This is a genomic window from Bacteroides sp. B1-V-101 (assembly GCF_023656585.1).
Taxonomy (GTDB): Bacteria; Bacteroidota; Bacteroidia; order Bacteroidales; family Bacteroidaceae; genus Bacteroides; species Bacteroides thetaiotaomicron.
Map to the genome: position 1 here is coordinate 1 of NZ_JAMOKH010000013.1, position 26116 is coordinate 26116.

The window sequence follows — 26116 nt, forward strand, 5'->3', positions numbered from 1 at the left end:
GAAGTAGCTATACACTTCTGAAGAGTAGTTATGTCTATATACAAACTTACCCAAGGATACGTTAATGTTCGTAAACTTGGGTAAGATTTTATAGATATTGTTTGGAGAGGACTTAGAATTCACACTCTTTATTATATCTCTGTGTGAATGACTATGATCTTAAAAACAGACCCAGCCAAAGAAAGCTAGTCAAAGAAGCTCTTGAACTTCTTGAAGATCTTCTCCTTCACCGATGTACTCGGCTTGAAGTTGTCCGAAGCCTCCATCTTTTCCAGCGTGCTCTTTTCCTCCTTGTTCAATGCTTCCGGCACATAAATGCTGATATTAACCAGCAAATCTCCCGTACCGTAACCATTGACATTCGGCAGACCTTTGCCGCGCAGACGCAGCACTTTTCCCGGTTGAGTACCCGAGTCGATCTTCACTTTCACTTTTCCGTCGATTGTCGGAATCTCCACGGCACCGCCCAGTGCGGCAGTCGGGAAACTCAGCAGCAAGTTATAGATCAGATCATTCTCGTCGCGGATCAAGTCCGGATGCGGTTCTTCCTCTACGAGAATCAGCAAGTCGCCCGGCACACCATTATGCTTTCCGGCATTACCCTTGCCGCCCATCGAGAGCTGCATACCTTCTGCCACTCCGGCAGGAATCTTCACCGTCACTACCTCTTCGCCATATACGATACCGTCGCCGCCACACTCTTTACACTTGTTCTTGATGATTTTACCTTCACCGTTACAAGTAGGACAAGTGGCGCGGGTCTGCATCGTACCCAGAATCGTCTGCTGGTTACGGATCACCGAACCGCTACCTTTACAGGTCGGACAAATCTCCGAACCGCCGTCGCCTTCGGCACCCGTGCCATGACAGTGATTACACGGCACATATTTTTTCAGTTTGAATTTCTTTTCTACTCCTGTCGAGATTTCTTTCAAAGTCATCTTTACCTTGACACGTAGATCGCTGCCCCGATAGCGACGTTGCTGTGAACCACCGCCACCGAAACCGCTGAACCCTCCGAAGCCGCCGCTGAAACCGCCGCCGCGACCTCCGAAGATGTCACCGAACATGGAGAAGATATCATCCATAGACATTCCTTCGCCACCGAAACCACCGAACGGACCTCCGTTGCCCGCCGCACCGCTTACTCCCGCATGACCGAACTGGTCGTAACGCGAACGCTTGTCCGGATTGCTCAACACGTCATACGCTTCGGCAGCCTCCTTGAATTTCTCTTCCGCTTCCTTGTCACCCGGATTTTTGTCGGGGTGATATTGGATCGCTTTTTTGCGGTAGGCTTTTTTAATCTCTTCTACTGTGGCGGTTTTTGTCACCTCCAGCACTTCATAATAGTCTCTTTTTTCTGCCATGCTTCTTAACTAAACTAACTTTTGTATTTACTCCCCAACTACTACTTTCGCGTGACGAATCACCTTGTCATTCAGCGTATATCCCGTCTGTACGCAGTCCAGAATCTTACCTTTCTGCTCTTCCGACGGGGCAGGGATGACGGCAATGGCTTCGTGATAATCGGTATCCAGCGGCTGGTCTTTCGTTTCGATGACCTTCACACCATTCTGTGCAAGGGTAGCCATGAACTTATTATAAATCAATTCGACACCTTCCTTCACGGCTTTTACGTCTTTGGCAGTTTCCATCGTTTTGATGGCACGTTCAAAGTCGTCGATCACCGGCAGAATGCTGCTGATGCTCTTTTCGCCACCATTCAGAATCAGTTCCGCCTTCTCCTTCATGGTACGTTTGCGGTAATTGTCAAACTCAGCGGACAGGCGCAGATATTTGTCCTTTTGCTCCTCGATGACAGCCTGAGCATCTTCCAGCTCCTTTTCGAGTTGCTCCTCATGAGTCAGGGGAGCGGCCTCTTCTGCCTGATCGTTTTGCGGTTGTTCTTCCGCCGTATCCTTTGTTTCTTCCACATTCAGCTCTTCAGCCATCTTTTCTTTTTCTTTTGGATCCATATCTTATTTTTATTTTTTATTCATAATATCAATTTCCCAAGCAAAAACTTTGCCAATCTGACCGTTTTGCCAAAAAACGTGGCAAAGGTAATACATTTATGCCAGATTGACACATTCCGGATAGCTCATAATTCATTTTAAATGTCTACCTTTGCACGCTCAAATAATAATATAGTAACTGGTAAAATAGTAAATAATAGAAAATGATTACAGTTTCAAACGTTTCGGTGCAGTTTGGTAAAAGAGTCTTGTTTAATGACGTGAACCTGAAATTTACAAGTGGCAACTGCTATGGTATTATCGGCGCGAACGGTGCGGGAAAATCCACCTTCCTTCGTACAATCTACGGAGATCTGGACCCGACGACCGGTACGATTGCCCTGGGACCGGGCGAACGCCTGTCGGTGTTGAGCCAGGACCACTTTAAATGGGATGCTTATACGGTAATGGACACCGTAATGATGGGCCACACCGTGTTGTGGGACATTATGAAGCAGCGTGAAGTATTGTACGCCAAGGAAGACTTCACGGACGAAGACGGACTGAAAGTATCCGAACTGGAAGAGAAATTTGCCGAGCTGGACGGATGGAATGCGGAGAGTGACGCAGCCATGCTGTTGAGCGGTCTGGGCATCAAGGAAGACAAGCATTATACATTGATGGGTGAGCTGAGCGGTAAGGAAAAGGTGCGTGTGATGCTTGCGCAAGCATTGTATGGCAACCCCGACAACCTCCTTCTGGACGAGCCTACCAATGACCTCGATATGGAGACAGTGACCTGGCTGGAAGAATACCTTTCCAACTTCGAGCACACCGTGCTGGTGGTAAGCCACGACCGTCACTTCCTCGACTCCGTATGTACGCACACTGTAGACATCGACTACGGAAAGATCAATATGTTTGCCGGAAACTACAGTTTCTGGTACGAATCTAGTCAGCTGGCGCTCCGTCAGCAGCAGAACCAGAAGGCGAAGGCTGAGGAGAAGAAGAAAGAGCTGGAAGAATTTATCCGCCGTTTCAGTGCCAACGTAGCGAAGAGCAAGCAGACCACAAGCCGCAAGAAGATGCTGGAAAAACTGAATGTAGAAGAAATCAAACCTTCTTCACGCAAGTATCCGGGCATCATCTTCACTCCCGAACGCGAGCCGGGCAACCAGATCCTCGAAGTTTCCGGATTGAGCAAGAAGACGGAAGAAGGCGTAGTGCTGTTCAGCGACGTGAACTTCAACATCGAAAAAGGCGACAAAGTGGTATTCCTTTCACGCAACCCGCGTGCGATGACCGCTTTCTTCGAAATCATCAACGGAAACATGAAGCCGGATGCCGGACAGTTCAACTGGGGGGTAACCATCACAACGGCTTACCTGCCTCTGGACAATACGGACTTCTTCAACACTGACCTTAATTTGGTGGACTGGCTGAGCCAGTTCGGCGAAGGTAACGAAGTGTACATGAAGGGCTTCCTCGGACGTATGCTGTTCTCCGGCGAAGAGGTACTGAAGAAAGTCAGCGTGCTTTCCGGAGGCGAAAAGATGCGTTGTATGATTGCACGTATGCAGCTCCGCAATGCGAACTGTCTGATTCTGGATACTCCGACCAATCACTTGGACCTGGAATCTATTCAGGCTTTCAACAACAACCTGAAGACGTACAAAGGAAATATCCTCTTCTCTTCGCATGACCACGAATTTATTCAGACGGTTGCCAACCGCATTATCGAACTGACTCCGAACGGTATCATCGACAAGATGATGGAATATGACGAATATATTACTTCGGATCATATCAAGGAGTTGAGGGCGAAGATGTACGGTGATAAATAGCGTGTTGTATCAGCCGGATACACTGAATAATGTATAGAAGGTAGTATAAATAGTACCTTACTGTTAAATAAAGGGAAATGCTTGTTGACTGTCGTCACATTGCTTTTCCCTTTCCTTTTGTATATTGAAGTATATAAACTTGTATTGTACTGTTTGTAAAATAAAGTTTATTTAGATGTATTGCTGAGGGAGAGATCGAAAGTTCCAAAATTCCTCCAGCAAAGTCCAGTAAAGTTCAAAAGTCCACTATAGGATTTTCAGAAAACGGAAATTGGATTAAAAACGAGGAAGAAATGAGCAGAGAAGGACTTGGCGGGCATATTTAAATTTTCCCGGACTAAACCTGCAATCTGATTCCCACCATCTTCAAAAATGTGTCTCCATCATAAGAAAATAACGTGAATAGGATGAATAGTTGTTGTTATTTATTGTTGCGTGTGTTGCCGGACGAACCGGAAGATGTTGAACAGTCTTCTTATTTATTCTTGACAATATCAGTCGCACGTATATCGAAGTAGCGTTCGCCATTTTACTATATTACGTTGAACATAATAAAATGGTCAACACCTGCGTGAGAAGCTTTGTCGAAGACACGAAAACGTGCAATCGTCTGACATATCTCGCATCTTTCGGAGAAGCTTAGACAGTTTTTGGGGCTAAAGATTCATGTGTTGCGGGAGAGGAATTAAACTTCTCTAGAAGCGCTGTTTATTATTTAATAAATTAAGGCGTTAATGCTTGAAATATAGTAAGTTATATCGCAGATTGTGTATTCTAAAAATCTAATATGGACTTTCTGGACTTTATTGGACTTTGAAAGGAAGGAAATTCGTGACTTTTCCTTGATTGTCATAAGAAAAAAGAGTTGTGAAAATCGGGAGAAATTATGAAATAAAAGAAAGTTGTGACAAACGAGAAGCTTTTTCTCTCTATGCCAATGACGAAGTGAAATAATTGATCGGTTTTGTCATTCTTTTCTTTCAAATACGCTATGAGCAAATCGAAATTAGCTATTAGCAAAAACAAATTAGCTAATAGCTAATCGAAATATGCTAATAGCTAATTTATTTTCGATCTATCCTCGTATCTTCTACATAGCATAAATCAATGTCCAATGTGGATTATACTTTTTTTATTTCTTATAAATCAACTTGCTCGGCACCCCGTTTCCGAAGAGTTCATCGCCCAGCGTTGTTATCTTATCACCTGTAGCAAGCACATAGCGCAGATTATCGCATCCCATGAACGCTCCGAACTCGATAGCCGTCACGCTCGCAGGCAGCTCAAGTGTTCCGGCAAGCCGTCCGCAGTTGCTGAATACCCGTTGACCGATGGTCTTGAGGTTATGTGGCAGTTTGATCTTCAGGAGATACTTCTTTTGTGCGAAAGTGAAGTCGGGGATAGTCGTCGCATTTGTTTTAGAAATATCCAGAGATACGAGATTCGGCATATAGTCGCGGATTAGTTTGAAGTCGGCGTTATCCAGTTTCCCTTCGATGGTCAGGAAGTTGATGTCCCTGGGTTGCAGACCAGCTTTCATAATCTCGTCTTCCAGTTTGCCCATTGCGCCTACCTGTATGGTGGTTTCCAGCGGTTCACCTTCTATAAATGCAAAGTGCTCCCATCTGTTCTTAAAACGGTAGGCATCACTGCTGCCCAGCGGGATGAAGATGGCGGTCACACTGTCCGCCAGAGCTTCCGGCAGCAGGTTAGGAGCTGTCTTCTTGCGTATCTGACAGATTTTCAAGTTGTCACATCCTTTGAAGGCTGCATCTTCGATATTCTTTATCTTTTCGGAAAGGATCACTTTCTCCAGCGTCTGTTTACCTTTGGTCACTCCGTTCACCACATTCGAGAAAGCGTAGGCAGGGATGAAATTGGCCATATAGATGTAGAACTTTCCGTTAGGATATGTGCCGGCTTTTCCGCTGTACATCTTGATTTCGGCATTGGAGATATCAAGCACTTTCAGGCTGGGAAACTCGTCGCGGAGATGTCTGAAGTCTTCTGCGTTCAGTTTTCCTGTCAGTGTCAGGTGGGTGATGCTGTTGGCTTCTTCTTCCGTCATCATCGAGATCAATGTGCCGGGCTTGCTGACATAATACGTTTTGCTTACTTGTGCGGTTGCTCCCAAAGTACTGGCAGCCAATAAAAAACTTATCAGTAGTTGTCTTATTTTCATAATTATGCAGATTTGTTCAGACAAATATAGGAAAAATAGGTAAGACACGATGTTTTTTTATGTTTTATATCTAATTTTGTAGCGTGATTAACAAAAAGTAAAAATGGAGACAGAAGAAATCAGAGAAAAGAAAGAACCGAAGAGACTTCCCGTATGGGCGTGCATCCTGTTGTTTGCACTGGGGCTTTTCGTCACCTTTGGATTGTATAGTACGATAGGCTTCGGAGTTTTATCTCTGATTCTTGGTGATGAGGCAAGGCACCCCGGATTGTTGGGGCATATGGTGGCGGAAGCCGGTATGCTGCTGGCTGTGCTGACTTCGGCAGTGATTCTGCTCTATTTTGAGCGCCGCCCTTTCTCTGACCTGGGACTGACACTGAAAGGTCATGCACGGGGATTGTGGTACGGACTGCTGGCAGCCATCCTTCTCTACTTGATCGGCTTCGGACTGTCTTTGGCTTTGGGTGAGGTGGAAGTAACCGGTTTTCAATTCGATCCTCTGAATCTGCTTGCTACCTTTGTGTTCTGCCTGCTGGTGGCTCTGGCCGAAGAAATCATGATGCGTGGCTATATACTCGGCCGTCTGCTGCATACCCGGATGAATAAATTCCTGTCTCTTTTTGTCTCCGCACTGCTGTTCGCATTGCTGCACCTCTTCAATCCGAACCTTGCCTTCCTGTCTATGCTGAATCTGTTACTTGCAGGTATGTTTATCGGCGCTTCCTATTTATATACGCGCAATCTTTGTTTCCCTATTTCCCTTCATCTTTTTTGGAACTGGATTCAGGGCCCGATACTGGGCTATCAGGTAAGTGGAAATGACTTTGGGACATCCCTGCTGACGCTGCATCTGCCCGAAGAGAACGTACTGAATGGCGGAGCCTTCGGGTTTGAAGGCTCGCTCATTTGTACAGTACTGATGATTATCTTTACGATTTTAATTGTTTGGTGGGGAGAAAAACGTGAGGCGATCAGTCTTGCTGTACCCCGATCATGCTAAGCTGAATCCGTTTCCGGTCGGTATCCACGTTCATCACTCTGACCATGACATGCTGGTGGATGGACACGATTTCTGTAGGATCGGAGATGTATCGTTCGGCCAGTTGGGAGAGGTGTACAAGCCCGTTCTCCTTGATGCCTATATCGACGAAAGCTCCGAAATTGGTAATATTGCCTACGATGCCCGGCAGAATCATGCCTTCGCGCAAGTCTGCGATGGTGCGCACGTTCTTGTCGAATTCAAATACCTTGATCGCTTTACGCGGGTCGCGTCCCGGCTTGTCGAGTTCCTGCATGATGTCTTGCAGGGTAGGCAGGCCCACAGTCGGCGTGATGTAGTCCGATATCTTGATTTTTTGGCGGAGTTCCTTATTCGCGATCAGTTCGTCTACGCTACATTTCAAGTCCTTTGCCATTTGCTCTACGATGTGGTAGCTTTCCGGATGCACGGCTGTGTTGTCCAACGGGTTCTTTGCTCCGGGAATGCGGAGGAAGCCGGCACACTGTTCGAAGGCTTTGGCACCCATGCGGGGGACTTTCATCAGCTCCTTGCGTGAACTGAAAGCTCCGTTCTCGGCACGGAAGTTGACAATGTTTTGTGCCAGTTGCGGACCCAGACCGGAGATGTACGTCAGCAGATGGCTGCTGGCGGTATTCAGGTTCACGCCTACTAGGTTCACGCAGTTTTCCACTGTCTGGTCAAGGGCTTTCTTCAGTTTCGTCTGGTCTACATCGTGCTGGTATTGTCCTACACCGATTGATTTGGGATCGATTTTTACCAGTTCCGCCAGAGGGTCCATCAGTCGGCGACCGATGGAGACTGCTCCACGTACCGTTACGTCATAATCGGGAAACTCGTCACGGGCGATCTTGGATGCCGAATAAATGGAAGCGCCCTGCTCGCTGACCACGAATACAGGAATCTGCCGGTCGAAGGTCTGATGATTGATAAAGTCTTCCGTTTCGCGGCTGGCTGTTCCGTTGCCGATGGAGATGGCTTCAATTTCATAGGCTTCTATCATCTTGCGGAGTTTGGAGGCCGCTTCACCGGTTTTATTGACCGGAGGATGCGGGTAGATATTCTCATTGTGCAGCAAGTTGCCTTGCGCATCGAGGCAGACGACTTTGCAGCCGGTACGGAATCCGGGGTCGATGGCGAGCACCCGTTTCTGTCCGAGAGGAGGAGAGAGAAGCAGCTGGCGGAGATTCTCCGTAAATACGCGGATAGCTTCGTCGTCGGCTTTTTCTTTGGACTGGGCGGCAAATTCTGTTTCGATGGAAGGTTTGAGCAGACGTTTATATGCGTCGGCAGTGGCTTCCTTTACCTGATGGCTGCATTCATTATTGCCATGTACGAACTGGCGGTCGAGGCGTTCCAGGCAGGCTTCGTCATCCGGACTGATGGATACTTTCAGCAACCCTTCGGATTCTGCCCGGCGGATGGCGAGCAGGCGATGGGAAGTGCAGCGTTTCAGCGATTCGGAGAAGTCGAAATAATCCCGGTACTTGGCGGCCTCTTCCTCTTTTCCTTTCACTACCTTGGCGGTGATTTCCGCCTGACGGGTGAACTGGTTACGTATGGCGTTGCGGGCACGCTCGTCCTCGTTCACTTGCTCCGCGATGATGTCACGGGCACCTTTCAGTGCGTCTTCCGTATCCTTGACGTCGCCTTTGACGAAGGTGGCGGCTTTGGCGGTGAGGTTAGGCTCCCTTTGCAGCATCATGATCATGGCCAGTGGTTCCAGTCCCTTCTGACGGGCCGCTTCGGCACGGGTCTTTCGTTTGGGTTTGTAGGGGAGGTAGATGTCCTCCAGTTCCGTAGGATTCCAGGTGGCGTTGATGCGCTTTTCGAGCTCCGGAGTGAGTTTGCCTTGCTCGTTGATGGTACTGAGGATGGTTTCCTTCCGTCTGGCTATGTCGCACAACTTGTCATGTTGCTCCTTGATGTTCTCTATCTGTACTTCGTTCAGTCCGCCGGTAGCTTCCTTACGGTAACGGCTGATGAAAGGGATGGTGGCACCTTCGCCCAACAAGTGGAGGGTACTGCTGATTTGTCTTTCCGGAATTCCCAGTAATCCGGAAATCATTTGATGAAATAGTTCCATAAACAATTTTTTTGTGAATGAATGAGCGACAAAAATACACATAAATCTGTTATAGCCGACAAGTTTTAGTATATTTGCAAGCTAAAATGAGATAGTAACACTTCAAAACTTACAAGTATGATGAGATATATAGGATGCCTGTTTATCTGTTTACTATGGCTTTTCCGGGCCACAGCGTTATTTGCTGTCTCTAACGATCAGAAACCTATCCTGATTATCTGCTCCTACAATCCCGCCGCTCATCAAACTTCGGTCACTATCTCCGACTATATGGAAGAATATAGCAAATTGGGAGGGAAACGCGATATTATCATTGAAAACATGAACTGCAAAAGTTTCTCCGAAGCCCCGCTTTGGAGCGGTATGATGACGCAGATTCTTTCTAAATATCAAGGGGAGAAGCATCCGGCCCAGATTATTCTGTTGGGACAGGAAGCATGGGCGGCGTATCTGTCGCAACGGGATTCGATACAGGTGAAGGTGCCGGTGATGTGTAGTCTCGTCAGCAGCAACATCGTCATACTGCCTGAGGATACGGTTGCCGGACTGGACGCATGGATGCCGGAATCGGTAGATCTCTTTACCGACCACATGAATATACCGGAATTGAAGTCGGGATTTATCAATCAGTACAATATAGAAGATAATGTCCGGATGATCAAGGCGTTTTATCCGAAGACGGAACACATCGCTTTTATTTCGGACAATACTTACGGCGGCGTCACCATGCAGGCACTGGTGCGGAAGGAAATGAAAAAGTTTCCCGAAATCGACCTGATCCTGATGGACGGCCGGCGGCATACTATCTATACGATTGTAGAAGAATTGCGTCATTTACCGGAGAATACGGTGATCATGGTAGGCACGTGGCGTGTGGATATGAACGAAGGTTATTTCATGCGGAATGCTACTTATGCCATGATGGAGGTTACTCCGACCATTCCGACTTTTACTCCCTCATCGGTGAGCCTGGGGTATTGGGCGATCGGCGGAGTGCTGCCCGATTACCGGAAACTGGGGAAGGACATGGCATTGGCATCTGTACAGATTGATCAATATCCGGCGGATGAACAGCAGCACCTTTCCGTGATTGGCAGCAAGGCCGTACTGGACAGCCGGAAGGTGAAGGAGTGGGGACTGGACCCGGATATCCTTCCTTTTGATGTGGAGATTATTAATCAGACTGTATCATTCTATCAGCAATATACTTATCAGATTTGGTCGGCGTGTGCACTGTTTCTCATCCTTGTGCTGGGTTTGTGCATCTCGCTCTTCTACTATTTCCGCACCAAACGTCTGAAGGACGATCTGCTGAAGTCGGAAAAAGACCTGCGGGTGGCTAAGGACCGTGCAGAAGAATCGAACCGTCTGAAAAGTGCTTTCCTCGCCAATATGAGCCATGAGATACGTACGCCTTTAAACTCCATTGTAGGTTTCTCGGATGTGCTCGCTGTGGGTGGCAATACGGAAGAAGAACAGCAGACCTATTATCAGATTATCAAGACAAATTCGGATTTGTTGCTTCGCCTGATCAATGATATTCTTGATCTCTCACGCCTGGAAGCGAACAGGGTCACGTTGACTTGGGAAGAGTGTGACGTGGTGCAGCTATGCAGGCAGGTGGTGGCATCTGTCAGCGTTTCACGGCAGTCCGGCAATCAGTTCCTGTTTGTCAGCGATTACGAGTCGTTTCGGATGACGACAGACATACAGCGTATGCAGCAGGTGATTATCAATCTGATGTCTAATGCGGATAAGTTCACCAGGAAAGGGCAGATAACACTGGAATTTTCGGTGAATGAAGAGACGGAGATGGCTGTATTCTCTGTGACGGATACGGGGTGCGGCATCCCGAAAGAGAAACAGAAACTGGTATTCGAGCGCTTCGAGAAGCTGAACGAATATGCCCAGGGAACAGGTTTGGGATTATCTATCTGTAAATTAATTGTGCATAAATGGAAAGGGGATATATGGATCGACTCCGAATATACAGGAGGTGCACGGTTCATGTTCTCACATCCGCTTAAAATAGAAAAAGAATGAAACGATTTGCATGTGTTTACGTATGGCTTCTTTACCTCGTGCTTTCAGTTGCGGCACAGGAAAAAGTTGTGAAGCTGAAAATTGTACAGACAAGTGATGTACATGGTAATTATTATCCTTATAATTTTATTACCCGTAAGGATTGGCAGGGCAGTCTGGCACGAATATACGCTTTTGTGGAGAAAGAACGCGAACAATATAAGGAGAATCTTATTTTACTCGACAACGGCGACATATTGCAGGGGCAACCGACTGCCTATTACTATAATTATATAGATACAGTATCACCCCACCTATGCGCGGAAATGATGAACTACATGAAATATGATGCCGGAAATATGGGTAATCATGATGTGGAGACAGGCCGAGCCGTGTTCGACCGCTGGATAAATACTTGTGACTTTCCCGTATTAGGAGCTAATATCATCGATATATCGACCGGAGAACCTCATCTTCCTCCTTATAAAGTCATGGAACGGGACGGAGTGAAAATCGTAATCCTTGGAATGATCACCCCTGCTATCCCTGCATGGCTCTCGGAGAACCTGTGGAAGGGACTGCGTTTCGATGACATGGAGGAGACTGCACGCAAATGGATGAAGATCATCCGTGAAAAAGAGAATCCGGACTTGATGATCGGCTTGTTCCATGCAGGACAGGAGGCTTTCAAAATGTCCGGCAAGTATAACGAAAACGCTTCTCTGAATGTGGCGAAGAATGTCCCCGGTTTTGACATTGTACTGATGGGGCACGATCATGCATGCGAATGTAAGAAAGTGATGAATGTGGCAGGTGATTCGGTGCTGGTCATCGATCCGGCAAGCAACGGAATTGTTCTGTCCAACATCGATGTGACCTTGAAACTGAAAGATGGAAAGGTGCGCAGCAAAGATATAAAAGGAGTATTGACCGAAACGAAAGATTATGGAATCAGCGAGGACTTTATGAAGCATTTTGCTCCTCAATATGACACTGTCCGTAACTTTGTCTCTAAAAAGATCGGTACATTCACCGAGAGTATCTCAACGCGTCCTTCTTTCTTCGGACCGTCTGCTTTTATCGACTTGATCCATACCTTGCAGCTTGACATCACCGGTGCGGAGATATCCTTTGCGGCACCGCTTTCATTTGATGCGAAAATTAATAAAGGAGATGTGTTTGTCAGCGATATGTTCAATCTGTATAAGTATGAGAATATGCTGTATATGATGACTTTATCCGGAAAAGAAATCAAGGATTATTTGGAAATGTCTTATTTCATGTGGACCAACCGGATGAAGTCTCCGGACGATCATCTGCTCTGGTTTAAGGAGAAACGTCGCGAAGGTGCGGAAGACAGAGCTTCTTTCCAAAATTTCAGCTTCAATTTTGATTCGGCATCGGGAATTATTTATACCGTAGACGTCACCAAGCCGCAAGGGGAGAAGATAACGATTGTCAGCATGGCAGACGGCAGTCCTTTCTTCATGGATAAGATTTATAAGGTGGCTTTGAACTCTTATCGGGGGAATGGCGGTGGAGAACTGCTGACGAAAGGATCAGGCATCCCGCAGGAGAAATTGAAAGAGCGTATCATCTTCTCTACGGATAAGGACCTTCGTTTCTATCTGATGAATTATATAGAAAAGAAAGGTACTATGGACCCGAAGGCATTGAACCAATGGAAATTCGTTCCTGAAAAGTGGACTGTTCCGGCTGCCGAACGTGATTATAAGTTTTTATTCGGAGATAGTCAATAAGTAGGCAAAAGTGTTCTTTTTGACAGATAATCTCTCGCCTTAGGTTGAACATCTCATTATTACTGGTATCTTTGTCGCAACCAAAAGAGAGAGTGTATGGATATTCAAGTTGTTCCTAAGATAGGTATTTCTTCGGTAGTTCATTCTAAACATATAGATCCGGATAGTATTGATGTAGTCGGCAATGATATAGCGCTCTTCGACACGGAGAGCGTTACTTCCCTTTATAATGGCCCCAGTAAACTGGAAGTGGTGAGCATCGGACTTTGTCTGGAAGGCTCTACTCGTTTTAATATCAGTCTGCGTGAGTTTGAACTGATTCCGGGAAGAATGGTTATTGCGTTGCCCAATCAGATTATCGAACATCGTCAGTTCAGTTCCAATTTCAGAGGGATTTTCTTTGCTGTATCAAAAAGTCTGTTGGAATCATTGCCCAAAGTTGGTAATGTGCTTTCATTCTTTTTCTTTCTGAAAGATTACCCTTGTTTTGATCTCAATCTGCACGAGCAGGAGATGATTAAGGAGTATCATGCTTTCATCAGAAAGAGATTGAAAAATAAAGACGATAGGTACCGTAGGGAGGTAGTAATGGGATTGATGCAGGGCTTCTTCTTTGAGCTTTGCAATATTTTCAACAGTTATGCTCCGGATGCTTCTGCCGTTGTCAAAAGTAAAAGTCGTAAAGAATATATATTTGAGCGCTTCTATGAATCTTTGGTTCAGTCTTATCAGTCGGAACGCAGCGTGAAGTTTTATGCGGATCAGTTGTGTCTGACGCCGAAACATCTGTCCGGAGTTGTCAAGGAAGTCAGCGGGAAGACGGTAGGGGAGTGGATTGACGAATTAGTGATCTTGGAAGCGAAGGCACTCTTGAATTCTTCGAGCATGAACATACAGGAGATAGCCGACCGTTTAAACTTTGCCAACCAGTCGTTCTTCGGTAAGTACTTTAAGCATTATACCGGTATGTCTCCCAAAGAATACCGGAAAAGCAGATAGCTCCCCAAAATTACAAAACTACAGAACACCTGAACGTACTCGGCTCAATGTTTCCGGTGTCATCAGCAGGTATGAAGCGATGTGTGCCAAAGGTGCCCGTTTGATGATTTCCGGATGAGTTTCGAGCAATAGATTATAACGCTCGCGGGCGGATTCGAAACGCCAGGAATCGGCTTTGGTTTGCGATACAATCAGAGAATATTCCAGTATCTTCCGATAGAACATATTGATTTCCCAGTTTTGCTTTGTCAGCTGCATCATTTTGTCATAAGGGAACAGATAGATGACAGCAGGCTCCAGTGTCTCTATGATCAATCGGGTAGGGACTTGTTTCAGCAGGCTTTCGATACACATCAGGATACAGCCTTCGTATGAGAAGTGTTCGGTAACGTCTTTCCCGTTTTTATAATAATATTGCCGGAGCATCCCTTTCCCGACAAAAACTAATTCATGGGCTACTTCTCCTTCATTAAGTGCGATCACTCCTTTAGGATATTCCTCACGTATCAGGATGCTTTCTATCTGTCGGCGTCCCTCTATACTCATTTCGGGAAAGCGGGAATTTACGACGGCATTTACAGTTTCTCTTAGTAGTGTATCCATGTCATTATAGTCTTGTTATGTGCAAAAGTACTAAAAACGGTTGATATAAATCAAGTTGATTCAAAAAAGATGTATCTTTGTCTCCAAAATAAGGATGTAATATGATAATGAATAAGATAATAGGAATAGCAGCTTTACTGCTTTGTCTGACAGGTTGTGTCAGAGATAATGATGCAATATATTACCCTGTAGGCGATGTGGATATTGAAAGAGGAGGTCCGGCGTTGGAAGTCGGAGAGGGGGATGTATTGGTAGCGCGGAGTTTTAATGAAGAAGATTATGTGCTGGATACGATAGCTCAATATCCGAATGACCCGACTTTGGGTAAACTGACATTTATGATTGACTTGAAAAATCAACAGAAAGATCTGAATGTGGCGGATTTCAACGGCGTGGGTAAATCAAAACTGACCATGAGCCTTGGCTATAAGGATGGTAATTATCCATCAGAGAGTCAGGTCCCCATTTATACTTCTCAGGACGTCACGGCTAAATATGCAGTCAAACTTCGTCTGAAAGGAGAATTGCTTGTATCCGGTGATGAATGGATGATCGATTATGTGTATGCGCAGCTGGCCAGCTTGTTTCAGCCTTATCCGCCTGCGAATTTCCCCGAAGTCTTTATGTGTAAGGGAGGTATGAAGCTGGGAACTTTCGATTCATTCCGAAGAACATGTACATTCGATATCACTTATGATCGTTCCGACCTCTCTTTTAGTCAATTATACTTCAATTTATTTATCAACCTGGCCGGTCAGAAGCGGGAAAACAGAGTCCGACTGCGGATTGATAAAGAGTCTTACTTTGAATTGTACGAGCAGAGTGAAGAAATGTAAGTAAGCAGCGTTTTTCTTCATTTGTTGGCGGGTATCCATGTGAAACACAATCGTTTTACATGGATATAACATTCTTTTACAGAAAAAACTTTGAATGCTCAAATAATTATTAAATCTTTTAACATCTTAATACAATATCAATAAGCATATCCTTCTTTTTTTAATTATGCTTATTTTACCTCTTCTACTTTATATTCATCCTTCACTTTCCTGCATTTAAAGACGCAGTAATCCGGATTATTTAAAGCGTTATCAAGGCTTTGTGGCAAAACGATCTCTTTCGTCTGTTTGTTGATTGCTATCAATGCGTAATAAATACCTTCTTCTTTGCATTGTTCAATCAATACCTTTTTCAATTCTTTTACGTTATATTCCATTTCTTGAGATATGAACATAATAAAAAAAGCCTCTTACTTCAATGTAAGAGGCTAACTAAAATAGAGTAGTGGGTACGAGAATCGAACTCGTATTACATGCGTGAGAGGCATGTGTCCTAACCGTTAGACGAACCCACCGGCTTTTGATAGATTTAAAAAGAGCCAAGTCTATAAAACTTAGCTCTTTTTATTTAGAGAATCTTGCGGAAGCTGGGGGATTCGAACCCCCGGTACGGTTACCCGTACGTCAGTTTAGCAAACTGGTGGTTTCAGCCACTCACCCAAACTTCCTTGAACCCGCATTCTCTCTCAAATGCGGTGCAAATATAGGGGGAACTTTTGGACTACGCAAATCTTTTAGCAAGATTTTTTTTACTTGTTTTTTGATGAAAGAGATAACTTGCTATGTTTCAAATGTTAAACGGATTATTTTTTTTGAGAATATTTTTTCTCACTATTCATGGGAGAAAACGATTACCTTATTAATTATTATAGAAGCCTGTGGTGTCATCAGATTTTTCACATCAGTATTTGCCATTTTACGTTTGTCTTCATGGCTTCTTGAGAAGTTTATTAAAAAAAGAGCATAAAAAAAGGCTATCTATCCCAGACAGCCAATCTTTTTGTTAACCTTAAATCTAATACTATGAAAAACACATTGCAAATATACGGAGTTTTGTGATATCTGCAAATAAATCGGGCTAAATGGCTTGATTTATAACATTGATTAAATAATTGAATGTTTGATTCAATGTTTATTAAGGTTCTGGAGGGCGGAAGCGTGTCTTCTTAGCTATTTAGGAATCTGTAAGGTATCCAGTACGTTGGGGGAATTTACCTCTTCCATTAGGTGAATTCCCCTAAACAAGTAGGAATTTTCAATTTCATAAGGAGAATTCATTCCTTACTTTTGTAATATCGAAAGATAAATGATAGGATTAATAAAGGAACCATTAAAAATAAAGGAATATGAAAACGAACGCATTTAGATACTTAGGACTGGCTTTAATGGCTGTGTTAACGTTGAGTCTGACTTCTTGTGAAGTAGAAATCGATAGTTTTTATGATGATGATAATATCGGTGGTGGTTACTATAATCGTTCTTCTGATTTATGTAGCCGTACATGGGTGAGTTTTTATCGGGATGTGGACGGTAACCGTTGCCGTCAGGAACTCGACTTTTATTTGGACCGGACAGGCGTTGATTTTATTCGGGTGGAATATCCTAATGGACATGTGGAGACATTCGAATATTATTTCCGTTGGAACTGGGAGAATTATGCACAGACTTCCATTCGCATGGATTACGGTCGCAATGATGTATCTTACCTGGATGATGTATACATCGGAGGAAATCGATTGAGCGGTTATCTGGATGGTCGGAATAATTTCGTAGAATATACAGGTAGGTGAGATAATAGCCGGCAGATGGAAAGTGCCGGCAAATGAAAAGAAAATGATGATTACACAAAAGATGACAGGTAGAGAGATTTCGGATAACGACAGGTAGAAAGATACCACATGGAATAGGTTGAAAAGGTAAAAAGCGATAGGTGGAGGTGACAGGTAAAAAGATTGCGGATAACAAACAGATAATTTAAAGGATAACATATAAGATTTCAGGATATTAAGAATTTAGAGAAGAGATAGGGCGCGAAATGAAAGCTTAAAAGTTTTGAATGGGACTAAATAGTTTTTATCTTTGCGCCCTATTAGTATGTTTAATTCATGGAGTGGTTATATAATCTGTTTCTCGAACATTCTGCCTTACAGGCAGTTGTGGTGCTTTCACTGATTTCTGCGATTGGGCTGGGGCTGGGAAGAGTGCATTTCTGGGGAGTATCTCTGGGAGTCACTTTTGTTTTTTTTGCAGGTATCCTTGCCGGACACTTCGGGCTTTCGGTTGATCCACAGATGCTGAATTATGCAGAAAGTTTCGGACTGGTTATTTTCGTATATTCACTGGGGCTTCAGGTAGGGCCCGGTTTCTTCAGTTCTTTCCGGAAAGGAGGGGTGACGCTGAATATGTTGGCGTTGGCCGTAGTTCTGTTGGGTACTTTGCTGACTGTTGTTGCCAGTTATGCGACAGGTGTGTCTCTTCCTGATATGGTGGGTATCCTTTGCGGAGCCACGACTAATACTCCTGCCTTGGGAGCTGCGCAGCAGACACTTAAACAGATGGGCATAGAGAGCAGTACTCCGGCTTTGGGGTGTGCGGTAGCCTATCCGATGGGAGTGATCGGTGTGATTCTTGCCGTACTGCTGATTCGTAAATTCTTGGTTCATAAAGAAGACTTGGAGATTAAAGAAAAGGATGATGCCAACAAAACCTTTATCGCAGCGTTTCAAGTACATAACCCCGCTATTTTTAATAAAAGTATCAAGGATATAGCTCAGATGAGTTATCCGAAATTTGTGATTTCCCGTTTGTGGCGTGACGGTCATGTCAGTATTCCTACCTCCGACAAGGTATTGAAGGAAGGCGACCGCCTGTTGGTGATCACAGCGGAAAAGAATGTCCTGGCTCTGACAGTACTTTTCGGTGAACAGGAAGAAAATACGGACTGGAACAAGGAAGATATAGACTGGAATGCAATTGACAGCGAATTGATCTCGCAGCGTATCGTCGTAACCCGCCCCGAACTGAATGGAAAGAAACTTGGCTCATTGAGACTAAGAAACCATTATGGAATCAATATCAGCCGTGTGTACCGTTCGGGTGTGCAACTACTTGCCACTCCGGAACTGATTCTCCAGCTGGGCGACCGCCTGACAGTAGTAGGTGAAGCAGCAGCCATTCAGAATGTAGAAAAAGTATTGGGAAATGCAGTGAAAAGTCTGAAAGAACCTAATCTTGTTGTCATATTTATAGGCATCGTATTGGGATTGGCATTGGGAGCGATCCCGTTCTCCATACCGGGAATCAGTACTCCCGTGAAGCTGGGGCTGGCAGGCGGACCGATTATCGTGGGTATCCTGCTGGGAACTTTCGGCCCACGGATACACATGATCACTTACACTACCCGCAGCGCCAATCTGATGCTGCGCGCGTTGGGGCTTTCCATGTATCTAGCCTGTCTTGGTCTGGATGCCGGTGCTCATTTCTTTGATACCGTCTTCCGTCCGGAAGGATTACTTTGGATAGCTTTGGGAGCCGGGCTGACAATTATCCCGACAGTTCTGGTCGGCTTTGTCGCTTTCAAGATTATGAAGATAGATTTCGGCAGTGTATCCGGTATGTTGTGCGGCAGTATGGCGAATCCGATGGCGCTGAATTATGCCAACGATACGATACCGGGTGACAATCCTTCCGTCGCTTATGCTACGGTATATCCGTTATGTATGTTTCTGCGTGTGATCATTGCGCAGGTGCTGTTGATGTTTTTATTGGGCTGACGATGAACATTAAAGGCTGGAATTTGTAATAAGTAGATGATAAATCGTTATATTTATAACGATAAACGATAAGTCCATAAATAGTATATTGTAAATAGTAAAATAGTACATATAATGACTGCTCAAAGTAATATAACTCCTGAAAGCATAGTTGGCGATCTCCGCTACTTGCAGTTGCTTTCCCGGAGTTTTCCTACTATTGCCGATGCAAGTACGGAAATTATTAATCTGGAGGCTATCCTGAATCTGCCTAAAGGAACGGAGCATTTCTTGACAGACATACACGGTGAATACGAAGCCTTCCAACATGTATTGAAGAATGCTTCGGGTGCGGTAAAACGCAAAGTGAACGAGATTTTCGGCAATACCCTGCGCGAAGCGGAGAAGAAAGAACTCTGCACGTTGATCTATTATCCGGAAGAGAAAATTCAGCTGGTAAAAGCCCGCGAGAAGGACTTGGACGACTGGTATCTGATCACTCTGAACCAGTTGGTGAAGGTTTGTCAAAATGTATCTTCCAAATACACCCGTTCCAAAGTTCGAAAATCCCTGCCTGCAGAGTTCTCTTATATCATTCAGGAATTACTGCACGAAACGTCTGTCGAGCCGAATAAGCACGCATATATCAATGTCATCATCAGCACCATAATCTCTACCAAGCGGGCGGATGACTTTATTATAGCCATGTGCAATCTGATTCAGCGTCTGACCATTGACTCTCTTCATATCGTAGGCGATATATACGACCGTGGTCCCGGAGCGCACATCATCATGGATACTTTGTGCAATTATCACAACTTCGACATTCAATGGGGCAACCACGATATCCTGTGGATGGGAGCCGCTTCCGGCAATGACAGTTGCATAGCCAACGTGATCCGTATGTCCATGCGCTACGGCAATCTGGGTACTCTTGAAGATGGTTATGGAATCAATCTGCTTCCTTTGGCAACTTTCGCCATGGATACTTATGCCGATGATCCGTGTACCATCTTTATGCCGAAGATGAATTTTGCCGACACCAATTACAATGAGAAGACTTTGCGTCTGATCACCCAGATGCACAAGGCGATTACGATCATCCAGTTTAAGCTGGAAGCTGAAATAATAGACCGTCGTCCGGAGTTCGGAATGAGCAACCGGAAGCTGTTGGAGAAGATCGATTTTGAGCGTGGAGTCTTTGTGTACGAAGGCAAAGAATATGCCCTGCGTGACACAAACTTCCCGACCGTAGATCCTGCCGATCCTTATCGACTGACCGATGAAGAACGGGAACTTGTGGAAAAGATTCACTATTCGTTTATGAATAGCGAGAAGTTGAAGAAGCACATGCGTTGCCTGTTTACGTATGGCGGAATGTATCTGGTTTCCAATTCCAATCTTCTTTATCATGCTTCGGTACCTTTGAATGAGGATGGCAGTTTCAAGCATGTCAAGATACGTGGTAAGGAGTATTGGGGACGTAAGTTGCTCGATAAGGCCGATCAGCTGATTCGTACTGCATACTTTGACGAAGAAGGAGAGGATGATAAAGAATTTGCGATGGACTATATCTGGTATATGTGGTGTGGTCCGGAAGCTCCTCTGTTTGATAAGGATAAGATGGCGACTTTCGAACGCTATTTCTTGGAAGACAAGGAGATACAAAAGGAAAAGAAGGGATATTACTACACGCTTCGCAATCGCGAAGATATCTGCGATCAGATATTAGATGAGTTTGGGGCATTGGGACCTCATTCTCATATCATCAATGGTCATGTGCCTGTAAAGACAATTCAAGGTGAACAGCCGATGAAGGCAAATGGCAAACTGTTCGTTATTGACGGAGGATTCTCCAAAGCCTATCAGCCGGAGACGGGAATTGCGGGCTATACGCTTGTCTACCATTCTCACGGGATGCAGTTGGTGCAGCATGAGCCGTTCCAGTCTAGGCAGAAAGCTATTGAAGAAGGATTGGATATCAAGTCAACCAACTTTGTACTGGAGTTCAATTCGCAACGGATGATGGTGAAAGACACCGATAAAGGGAAGGAACTTGTGACGCAGATTCAGGATTTGAAGAAGTTGCTTGTGGCTTATCGCATCGGGTTGATTAAAGAGAAAGTATAAATAAGTAATAGGTAATAAGTATTAAGTATTAGGTAATAAGTATTAGGTATTAACCGTAGCTGCCATTTAGAGACGTATCTGTCTGTCATTCAGACGACTGTAAGGAGGAAGAATCTCTTCTTTGTGACTACAAAAGAGGAGATCCTTCGACAAGCTCAGGATGACAGATACTTATGCTCGTCATTATCGAATTGTTTCACTTTGATAAAGTGATGAAAACTTTGAATGACAGATAGATATACCTCTAAATGATAGCTACGGTTAATACCTAATACTTATTACCTAATACTTATTACCTAATACTTATTACCTAATACTTAATACTTATTACCTATTACTTATTAATCAGCCTTAGAAGAGGACAATACCTGCTTCTATGATCGCTCCTTTATCGAAATTACCGGATTTGTTGTAATACCGTGTCAGTCCGTAACCACCGGTGGCAAAGATGCCGAATTTCTTGCTGATCTGATATTCCAGATTCGCTCGTGCCTGCAATCCATAAAGGCGTCGGGGAATCACTTCACCCTTGTTGGAGCACGTTTCTATATGCTGGAATCCGAGGTCACCGCTAATGGACAAACCTTTGTAAACAGGTACCGCCAATCCGGCACGGTAAGACGTGCTGATAGAAAATTTATCGTTCAGATTCTGATCGAATGCACCCACTCCCAAGATCGTATAAAACAGTTGGTTCTTGAAACGCACTCCTATGTTGGCGGGCGTGACGTTACCGCCATATACCATCATTTGTATTCTTGTATCGGGATTCGCGTTCACGAGGCCGAGTTGTAATCCTTTCATATCTTCCCTGTAGTAATTGACCAGACCGATCTGAAAGCCATGAGCCTTCGTCGCATAGTTGCATAACCCGATCTGTGCGCCATTCAGGTCTTTTGCGGTGATATTGGCGATACCGGCAATCTGCAGACCGTTCATGTTTTCGCCTACCACATTCAAGAGTCCGGAAGTCATCATACCGTTGAAACTCTGTCCCGTGATATTTGACACGCCGGAAAACTGAAATCCCGAAGCCATGTTTCCCGTCACATTCATCAGACCGCTTATCATTACTCCCGAGTTGTTGTCTCCACCGATGCCGGTAAGTCCCGAAATAATGACCCCCTTTGAGCCGTCGCCTGTGATATTCACTAGTCCGGCGGCGGAAAGCCCTACGGTGTTGTTTCCGCTGATATTGCTGACACCCGCTATCTGAACACCCCGCATCGTACCACCGGCAAGATTGGCTAATCCTGTGATCTGTACTCCGTTCATATCTCCATGAATGACGCTTCCCAGCGCGTTGATGCCAACGCCGTTGAGACGGTTCAGCGTAGACAGCAGACCGAGGTTTACATAAGTCGTCTGAGTGCTGTCATACGGCTGTGTGCAGATGTCTTTCCATAAGGAAAGGTTGATGCCCGCACTCTTGTTCTGTGCCGGCAAACAAACGGCAGCCATCAGAACAGCTGCCGTGAATATTGTCTTTATTATCTTCATCTTTATTATAACTCTTTTTTTCAGTTTAGGTTCACAGAGTATTCCCTTAATCCTTCACTTCCTTTATCCTTTCGCTTCCTGATACAGATAGCGTTTGATGCTCTTCTTCGGGGTCTTTTCAAATTCTTCAGGATATATCTTCATTTTTAGTATTTGGCTGTATGCCGGTAACATGGCGTTCAGTGCTACGCGGTTTTCTTCCATTACCCGTTCGATGTCCTCATTCTTCAGACCATGGGCGAATGCTTCGTCAAAGTCCGGATAAACCAGTCCGACGAGTTTCTCGTTCTGCTGTACGATGATACTTTCCGATACGTATGGCAGATTGTTCAGTTTATCTTCGATTTCTTCGGGGTAGATGTTCTGTCCGCTGGCGCTGAGCAACAGGTTCTTGCTGCGTCCCTTGATGGTGATATTGCCTTCGGCGTCCATCAAGGCGAGGTCGCCTGTGTGCAGCCAGCCGTCTTTGTCGATCACTGCTTCTGTCGCTTCGCTGTTCTTGTAATATCCCAGCATTACGTTAGGCCCTTTGCAGACGATTTCGCCAACGATATTTTCCGGATCGGAAGACAGCACCCGTACGTCCATACGCGGCGCGGCTTTTCCGCACGAACCCGGCTTGAATCTTGTCCAGTCTTCGTAGCAGATGATCGGACCGCATTCTGTCATGCCGTAGCCTACTGTATAAGGGAAGTCTATCATTTTAAGGAATTGTTCCACCTCCTGGTTGAAAGCTGCTCCACCTACGATGATTTCTCTGAAGTTTCCACCGAACGCTTTGATCATTTCTTCGCGTATGGTTGCTTTTATCTTGTCGTTGATGATGGGTACTTTGAGTAAGATTTTCATGGTCGGCGTTTCCAGTTTCGGGAGTACGCTCTTCTTGATAATCTTTTCGATGATGAGTGGAACGGCGACGATGAGATTCGGTTTTACTTCTTCGAATGCCTGGAAGATAATCTTCGGACTCGGCATACGGGTGAGGAAGTAGATATGGCAGCCGACGGAGAACTCATAGAGGAACTCGAAGGCCAGTCCGTACATATGTGCCATAGGAAGCATGGAGACGATCTTGTCTCCGGCTTTCAGTTCGAGCACTTCATACGCGAACTTGGTGTTCGACCAGAGGCTGCGGTAGGGGAGCATGACTCCTTTTGAGTAGCTCGTTGTGCCGGACGTGTAGTTGATTACTGCCAGTTCTTCGGGTTCATCCTTATGGTATTCGATGTGTTCTTTGCGGAAGTTCTTCGGATATTTCTTGCCGAACATTTCGTTCAGATGTTCACGTGCGTGCGTCAAGCGTTCGCTGCGTGATACCAGTAAGGTGAAGTCGTTCATCATCAGAATACCTTCCAGCAGGGGCATTGCCGATTCGTTGAGGTTTTCCCACACCATGTCTCCTACAAATAGTAATTTGGCTTCGGAGTGGTTGACGATGTTGTGCACATTGTCCGCCTTGAACTCGTGAAGGATGGGGACGATGACTGCTCCATACGTCAGTGTGGCGAGGAAAGTGACTCCCCAATGGGAACTGTTTCGGCCGCAAACGGCGATTTTGTCTCCCTTGCGGATTCCGCTTTCTTCAAAGATGATATGGAGTTTTTCGATTTTTCGAGCAACGTCTTTATACTGAAGGGTGGCTCCCTTATAATCTGTCAGGGCGTCTAAGTCCCAATTGTTCTTGATACTATTTTCAATGTAAGCTATAAAACTCTTTTCCATTGTTTTTGCACATTTGGTATTAAATTGTGCAAATATAGTAATTAAATTAAGAATGAAGAATTAAGAATGAAGAATTTTTGGAAATGGGGAGTCTTGGGGTAATAAGGGACTAAGATGTGGAAGTATGGGAAAAGTGTTGGGAAGTATAGGGGAAGGAGTTGTGCCACGCCTTTGGCACAAGTGTTTCCGGCCTGTGGCACGATTGTTCCTTACAGGTGACATTACTGTTCTCTCTATAAGAAAGGGAAGTTATCAATGCTTGTTAGGGTCGATAAGAATGCATGGTAATGTCATTAACAATGCTTGTTAAGACAGTCCACAATGCATGTCGCAGTCATTAACATGGATTAATCCGAAAAACCGGTTGTTTTCAGTCTGTTCCTAATGAGCTGAATTAGAAGTCGGTAGTGTCTTACTTCTCCTCCTTCGGGAAGGAGGAGTACCCGTAGGGGGAGGTGGTAGGTAAGCATATAACTTAATTTATTATTATTAGTTTATGTGTTCACCTACCACCTCGGTCTTCGACCACTCCTCCTTCCCGAAGGAGGAGAATGTAGATACTACCGACTTTTTAGTCAGCCCCAATGCGGATAGTTCTTTTTGAATTTATTTCAAGTACCATTCGTACATTCTCCGTACTCCTTCCTCTATTTCTATTTTGTGATGCCATCCCAAAGAGTGTAGTTTGGACGGATCGGTCAGTTTGCGCATAGTGCCGTCCGGTTTGCTGCTGTCGAAGGTTAGTTTGCCTTGATAGCCTACCGTTTCTACAATTCGTTCGGCGAGTTGGCGGATGGTGATTTCCTTTCCCGTTCCGATGTTGATATGGCAGTTGCGGATATCCTTATCACCTTCTTTGTAGGTATCTTTGAAATCCACATGCTCCATTACAAATACACTGGCGTCGGCCATTTCTTCACTCCAGAGAAACTCGCGCAGGGGAGTTCCTGTGCCCCACAGAGTCACTTCCGTTTCGCTGATACCGTATTTGCGGAGGATATTCAGAATGTCCGCCTTGGGGCTGTCGCCATTGACACCTTCTACGGGACGTTGATTCAGGTCCTTGCGGACAGCTTCCCAGTCTCCTTCCTTCAGACAGTGCGCAAGATGAATCTTACGGATCATGGCAGGCAGGACATGGCTGCGTTCCAAGTCAAAATTATCATTCGGACCGTATAGGTTGGTCGGCATCACAGCGATGTAGTTCGTGCCATATTGCAGGTTGAAACTCTCGCACATTTTCAGTCCGGCGATCTTGGCGATGGCGTATGGCTCATTCGTGTATTCCAGTGGTGAAGTCAGCAGGACTTCTTCTTTCATCGGCTGTTCGGCGTCACGCGGATAGATGCAGGTGCTGCCTAGAAACAGCAGTTTCCGGACGTTATGACGGAAACTTTCACCGATGACGTTCTGCTGTATTTGCAGGTTCTTATAAATGAAGTCGGCACGGTAAATACTGTTTGCCATGATGCCGCCTACGAATGCAGCAGCCAGAAACACATACTCCGGTTGCTCTTCGTCGAAAAAACGGCGGACAGCTACACCGTCGAGCAAATCCAGTTCTTGATGCGTACGCCCGATCAGATTGGTATATTCCTTATCCTGTAAATTCTTCCAGATAGCAGATCCCACTAGGCCGTGATGTCCTGCTACATAGATTTTAGCATTCTTTTCCATGATTAAGTATCATATATGAACACGGAT

At 45.1% G+C, this 26116-nt stretch carries 18 protein-coding genes and 2 tRNA genes; 9 read left to right on the forward strand and 11 right to left on the reverse strand.

What is annotated here, in order from left to right; translation table 11 throughout:
* Positions 1–185 precede the first annotated feature (185 nt).
* On the reverse strand, positions 186–1370 hold the full coding sequence (dnaJ, locus tag NBH01_RS11765) for a molecular chaperone DnaJ (RefSeq protein WP_195583381.1): 1185 nt from the start codon (positions 1368–1370) through the stop codon (positions 186–188).
* A gap of 27 nt (positions 1371–1397) precedes the next feature.
* A complete protein-coding gene (locus NBH01_RS11770) occupies positions 1398–1979 on the reverse strand; it encodes a nucleotide exchange factor GrpE (protein WP_048696129.1) in 582 nt (193 codons plus the stop codon).
* Between the two features lie 203 nt (positions 1980–2182).
* Between NBH01_RS11770 and NBH01_RS11775 the strand changes: the two genes are divergently transcribed.
* Positions 2183–3802 carry an ABC-F family ATP-binding cassette domain-containing protein gene (locus tag NBH01_RS11775; protein ID WP_008763401.1) on the forward strand — a complete coding sequence of 540 codons (1620 nt, stop codon included), beginning with the start codon at positions 2183–2185 and terminating at the stop codon, positions 3800–3802.
* A gap of 1132 nt (positions 3803–4934) precedes the next feature.
* Here the strand turns inward: NBH01_RS11775 and NBH01_RS11780 are convergent.
* Entirely contained in the window at positions 4935–5984 is a 1050-nt protein-coding gene (locus NBH01_RS11780; protein ID WP_048695450.1) for a leucine-rich repeat domain-containing protein, read from the reverse strand.
* A 103-nt stretch (positions 5985–6087) separates the two neighbouring features.
* Here NBH01_RS11780 and NBH01_RS11785 point away from each other — a divergent pair, with 103 nt between their 5' ends.
* Positions 6088–6984 (forward strand): CPBP family intramembrane glutamic endopeptidase, encoded by an 897-nt coding sequence (locus NBH01_RS11785; RefSeq protein WP_225680770.1) that lies wholly within the window; start codon positions 6088–6090, stop codon positions 6982–6984.
* On the opposite strand, the gene NBH01_RS11790 is transcribed toward NBH01_RS11785, so the two are convergent.
* Positions 6956–9088 (reverse strand): Tex family protein, encoded by a 2133-nt coding sequence (locus NBH01_RS11790; RefSeq protein ID WP_173664736.1) that lies wholly within the window; start codon positions 9086–9088, stop codon positions 6956–6958. The two genes, NBH01_RS11785 and NBH01_RS11790, sit on opposite strands and share 29 nt — an antisense overlap.
* Before the next feature lie 117 nt (positions 9089–9205).
* On the opposite strand from NBH01_RS11790, the gene NBH01_RS11795 reads away from it, so the two are divergent.
* The 3 genes from NBH01_RS11795 (at position 9206) to NBH01_RS11805 (ending at position 13869) form a co-directional block, all read left to right on the forward strand.
* Entirely contained in the window at positions 9206–11131 is a 1926-nt protein-coding gene (locus tag NBH01_RS11795) for a sensor histidine kinase (RefSeq protein WP_032813464.1), read from the forward strand.
* A complete protein-coding gene (locus tag NBH01_RS11800) occupies positions 11128–12870 on the forward strand; it encodes a bifunctional metallophosphatase/5'-nucleotidase (protein ID WP_250700117.1) in 1743 nt (580 codons plus the stop codon). Before NBH01_RS11795 ends, NBH01_RS11800 begins: the two co-directional genes overlap by 4 nt.
* A 96-nt stretch (positions 12871–12966) precedes the next feature.
* Complete coding sequence (locus tag NBH01_RS11805) at positions 12967–13869, forward strand: helix-turn-helix domain-containing protein (protein WP_074855842.1); 903 nt, start codon at positions 12967–12969, stop codon at positions 13867–13869.
* 18 nt (positions 13870–13887) lie between these two features.
* Here the strand turns inward: NBH01_RS11805 and NBH01_RS11810 are convergent, their stop codons facing one another.
* The gene (locus NBH01_RS11810) at positions 13888–14472 is read right to left on the reverse strand and encodes a Crp/Fnr family transcriptional regulator (protein ID WP_016267785.1); all 585 of its coding nucleotides are present in this window, start codon (positions 14470–14472) and stop codon (positions 13888–13890) included.
* A 101-nt stretch (positions 14473–14573) separates the two neighbouring features.
* On the opposite strand from NBH01_RS11810, the gene NBH01_RS11815 reads away from it, so the two are divergent.
* Positions 14574–15308: a DUF3845 domain-containing protein gene (locus NBH01_RS11815; protein WP_008763407.1), complete on the forward strand. Its 735-nt coding sequence runs from the start codon at positions 14574–14576 to the stop codon at positions 15306–15308.
* 170 nt (positions 15309–15478) lie between these two features.
* Here NBH01_RS11815 and NBH01_RS11820 read toward each other — a convergent pair whose 3' ends face one another.
* The 3 genes from NBH01_RS11820 to NBH01_RS11830 form a co-directional block, all read right to left on the reverse strand.
* Positions 15479–15685 (reverse strand): hypothetical protein, encoded by a 207-nt coding sequence (locus NBH01_RS11820; RefSeq protein WP_008763408.1) that lies wholly within the window; start codon positions 15683–15685, stop codon positions 15479–15481.
* Between the two features lie 66 nt (positions 15686–15751).
* Positions 15752–15823: transfer RNA gene (locus tag NBH01_RS11825), tRNA-Glu, on the reverse strand.
* A 66-nt stretch (positions 15824–15889) separates the two neighbouring features.
* Positions 15890–15976: transfer RNA gene (locus NBH01_RS11830), tRNA-Ser, on the reverse strand.
* 678 nt (positions 15977–16654) lie between these two features.
* On the opposite strand from NBH01_RS11830, the gene NBH01_RS11835 reads away from it, so the two are divergent.
* From NBH01_RS11835 to NBH01_RS11845, 3 genes are all read left to right on the forward strand, one after another.
* Entirely contained in the window at positions 16655–17098 is a 444-nt protein-coding gene (locus NBH01_RS11835) for a hypothetical protein (protein WP_008763410.1), read from the forward strand.
* Positions 17099–17413: 315 nt separating this feature from the next.
* Positions 17414–19081, forward strand: coding sequence for a putative transporter (locus NBH01_RS11840; protein WP_008763411.1), 1668 nt, complete (start codon positions 17414–17416; stop codon positions 19079–19081).
* Positions 19082–19195: 114 nt separating this feature from the next.
* Complete coding sequence (locus NBH01_RS11845) at positions 19196–21190, forward strand: fructose-1,6-bisphosphatase (protein WP_008763412.1); 1995 nt, start codon at positions 19196–19198, stop codon at positions 21188–21190.
* A 351-nt stretch (positions 21191–21541) separates the two neighbouring features.
* Here the strand turns inward: NBH01_RS11845 and NBH01_RS11850 are convergent, their stop codons facing one another.
* The 3 genes from NBH01_RS11850 to NBH01_RS11860 form a co-directional block, all read right to left on the reverse strand.
* The gene (locus NBH01_RS11850; protein WP_011107664.1) at positions 21542–22690 is read right to left on the reverse strand and encodes an LA_2272 family surface repeat-containing protein; all 1149 of its coding nucleotides are present in this window, start codon (positions 22688–22690) and stop codon (positions 21542–21544) included.
* Positions 22691–22753: 63 nt separating this feature from the next.
* Positions 22754–24412: an AMP-binding protein gene (locus tag NBH01_RS11855; protein WP_011107663.1), complete on the reverse strand. Its 1659-nt coding sequence runs from the start codon at positions 24410–24412 to the stop codon at positions 22754–22756.
* Positions 24413–25018: 606 nt separating this feature from the next.
* Positions 25019–26089, reverse strand: coding sequence for a GDP-L-fucose synthase family protein (locus tag NBH01_RS11860; protein WP_234141482.1), 1071 nt, complete (start codon positions 26087–26089; stop codon positions 25019–25021).
* Positions 26090–26116: the final 27 nt, after the last annotated feature.

What these genes read in the sequence shown, in the direction of transcription:
- NBH01_RS11775 (WP_008763401.1), top strand. Translation starts at nt 2,183, where the DNA reads ATGATTACAGTTTCAAACGTTTCGGTGCAGTTTGGTAAAAGAGTCTTG.
- NBH01_RS11815 (WP_008763407.1), top strand. Translation starts at nt 14,574, where the DNA reads ATGATAATGAATAAGATAATAGGAATAGCAGCTTTACTGCTTTGTCTG.
- NBH01_RS11855 (WP_011107663.1), bottom strand. Translation starts at nt 24,412, where the DNA reads ATGGAAAAGAGTTTTATAGCTTACATTGAAAATAGTATCAAGAACAAT.
- NBH01_RS11820 (WP_008763408.1), bottom strand. Translation starts at nt 15,685, where the DNA reads ATGGAATATAACGTAAAAGAATTGAAAAAGGTATTGATTGAACAATGC.
- NBH01_RS11845 (WP_008763412.1), top strand. Translation starts at nt 19,196, where the DNA reads ATGACTGCTCAAAGTAATATAACTCCTGAAAGCATAGTTGGCGATCTC.
- NBH01_RS11795 (WP_032813464.1), top strand. Translation starts at nt 9,206, where the DNA reads ATGATGAGATATATAGGATGCCTGTTTATCTGTTTACTATGGCTTTTC.
- NBH01_RS11770 (WP_048696129.1), bottom strand. Translation starts at nt 1,979, where the DNA reads ATGGATCCAAAAGAAAAAGAAAAGATGGCTGAAGAGCTGAATGTGGAA.
- NBH01_RS11790 (WP_173664736.1), bottom strand. Translation starts at nt 9,088, where the DNA reads ATGGAACTATTTCATCAAATGATTTCCGGATTACTGGGAATTCCGGAA.
- NBH01_RS11840 (WP_008763411.1), top strand. Translation starts at nt 17,414, where the DNA reads ATGGAGTGGTTATATAATCTGTTTCTCGAACATTCTGCCTTACAGGCA.
- NBH01_RS11785 (WP_225680770.1), top strand. Translation starts at nt 6,088, where the DNA reads ATGGAGACAGAAGAAATCAGAGAAAAGAAAGAACCGAAGAGACTTCCC.
- NBH01_RS11810 (WP_016267785.1), bottom strand. Translation starts at nt 14,472, where the DNA reads ATGGATACACTACTAAGAGAAACTGTAAATGCCGTCGTAAATTCCCGC.
- NBH01_RS11850 (WP_011107664.1), bottom strand. Translation starts at nt 22,690, where the DNA reads ATGAAGATAATAAAGACAATATTCACGGCAGCTGTTCTGATGGCTGCC.
- NBH01_RS11835 (WP_008763410.1), top strand. Translation starts at nt 16,655, where the DNA reads ATGAAAACGAACGCATTTAGATACTTAGGACTGGCTTTAATGGCTGTG.
- NBH01_RS11780 (WP_048695450.1), bottom strand. Translation starts at nt 5,984, where the DNA reads ATGAAAATAAGACAACTACTGATAAGTTTTTTATTGGCTGCCAGTACT.
- dnaJ (WP_195583381.1), bottom strand. Translation starts at nt 1,370, where the DNA reads ATGGCAGAAAAAAGAGACTATTATGAAGTGCTGGAGGTGACAAAAACC.
- NBH01_RS11860 (WP_234141482.1), bottom strand. Translation starts at nt 26,089, where the DNA reads ATGGAAAAGAATGCTAAAATCTATGTAGCAGGACATCACGGCCTAGTG.
- NBH01_RS11805 (WP_074855842.1), top strand. Translation starts at nt 12,967, where the DNA reads ATGGATATTCAAGTTGTTCCTAAGATAGGTATTTCTTCGGTAGTTCAT.
- NBH01_RS11800 (WP_250700117.1), top strand. Translation starts at nt 11,128, where the DNA reads ATGAAACGATTTGCATGTGTTTACGTATGGCTTCTTTACCTCGTGCTT.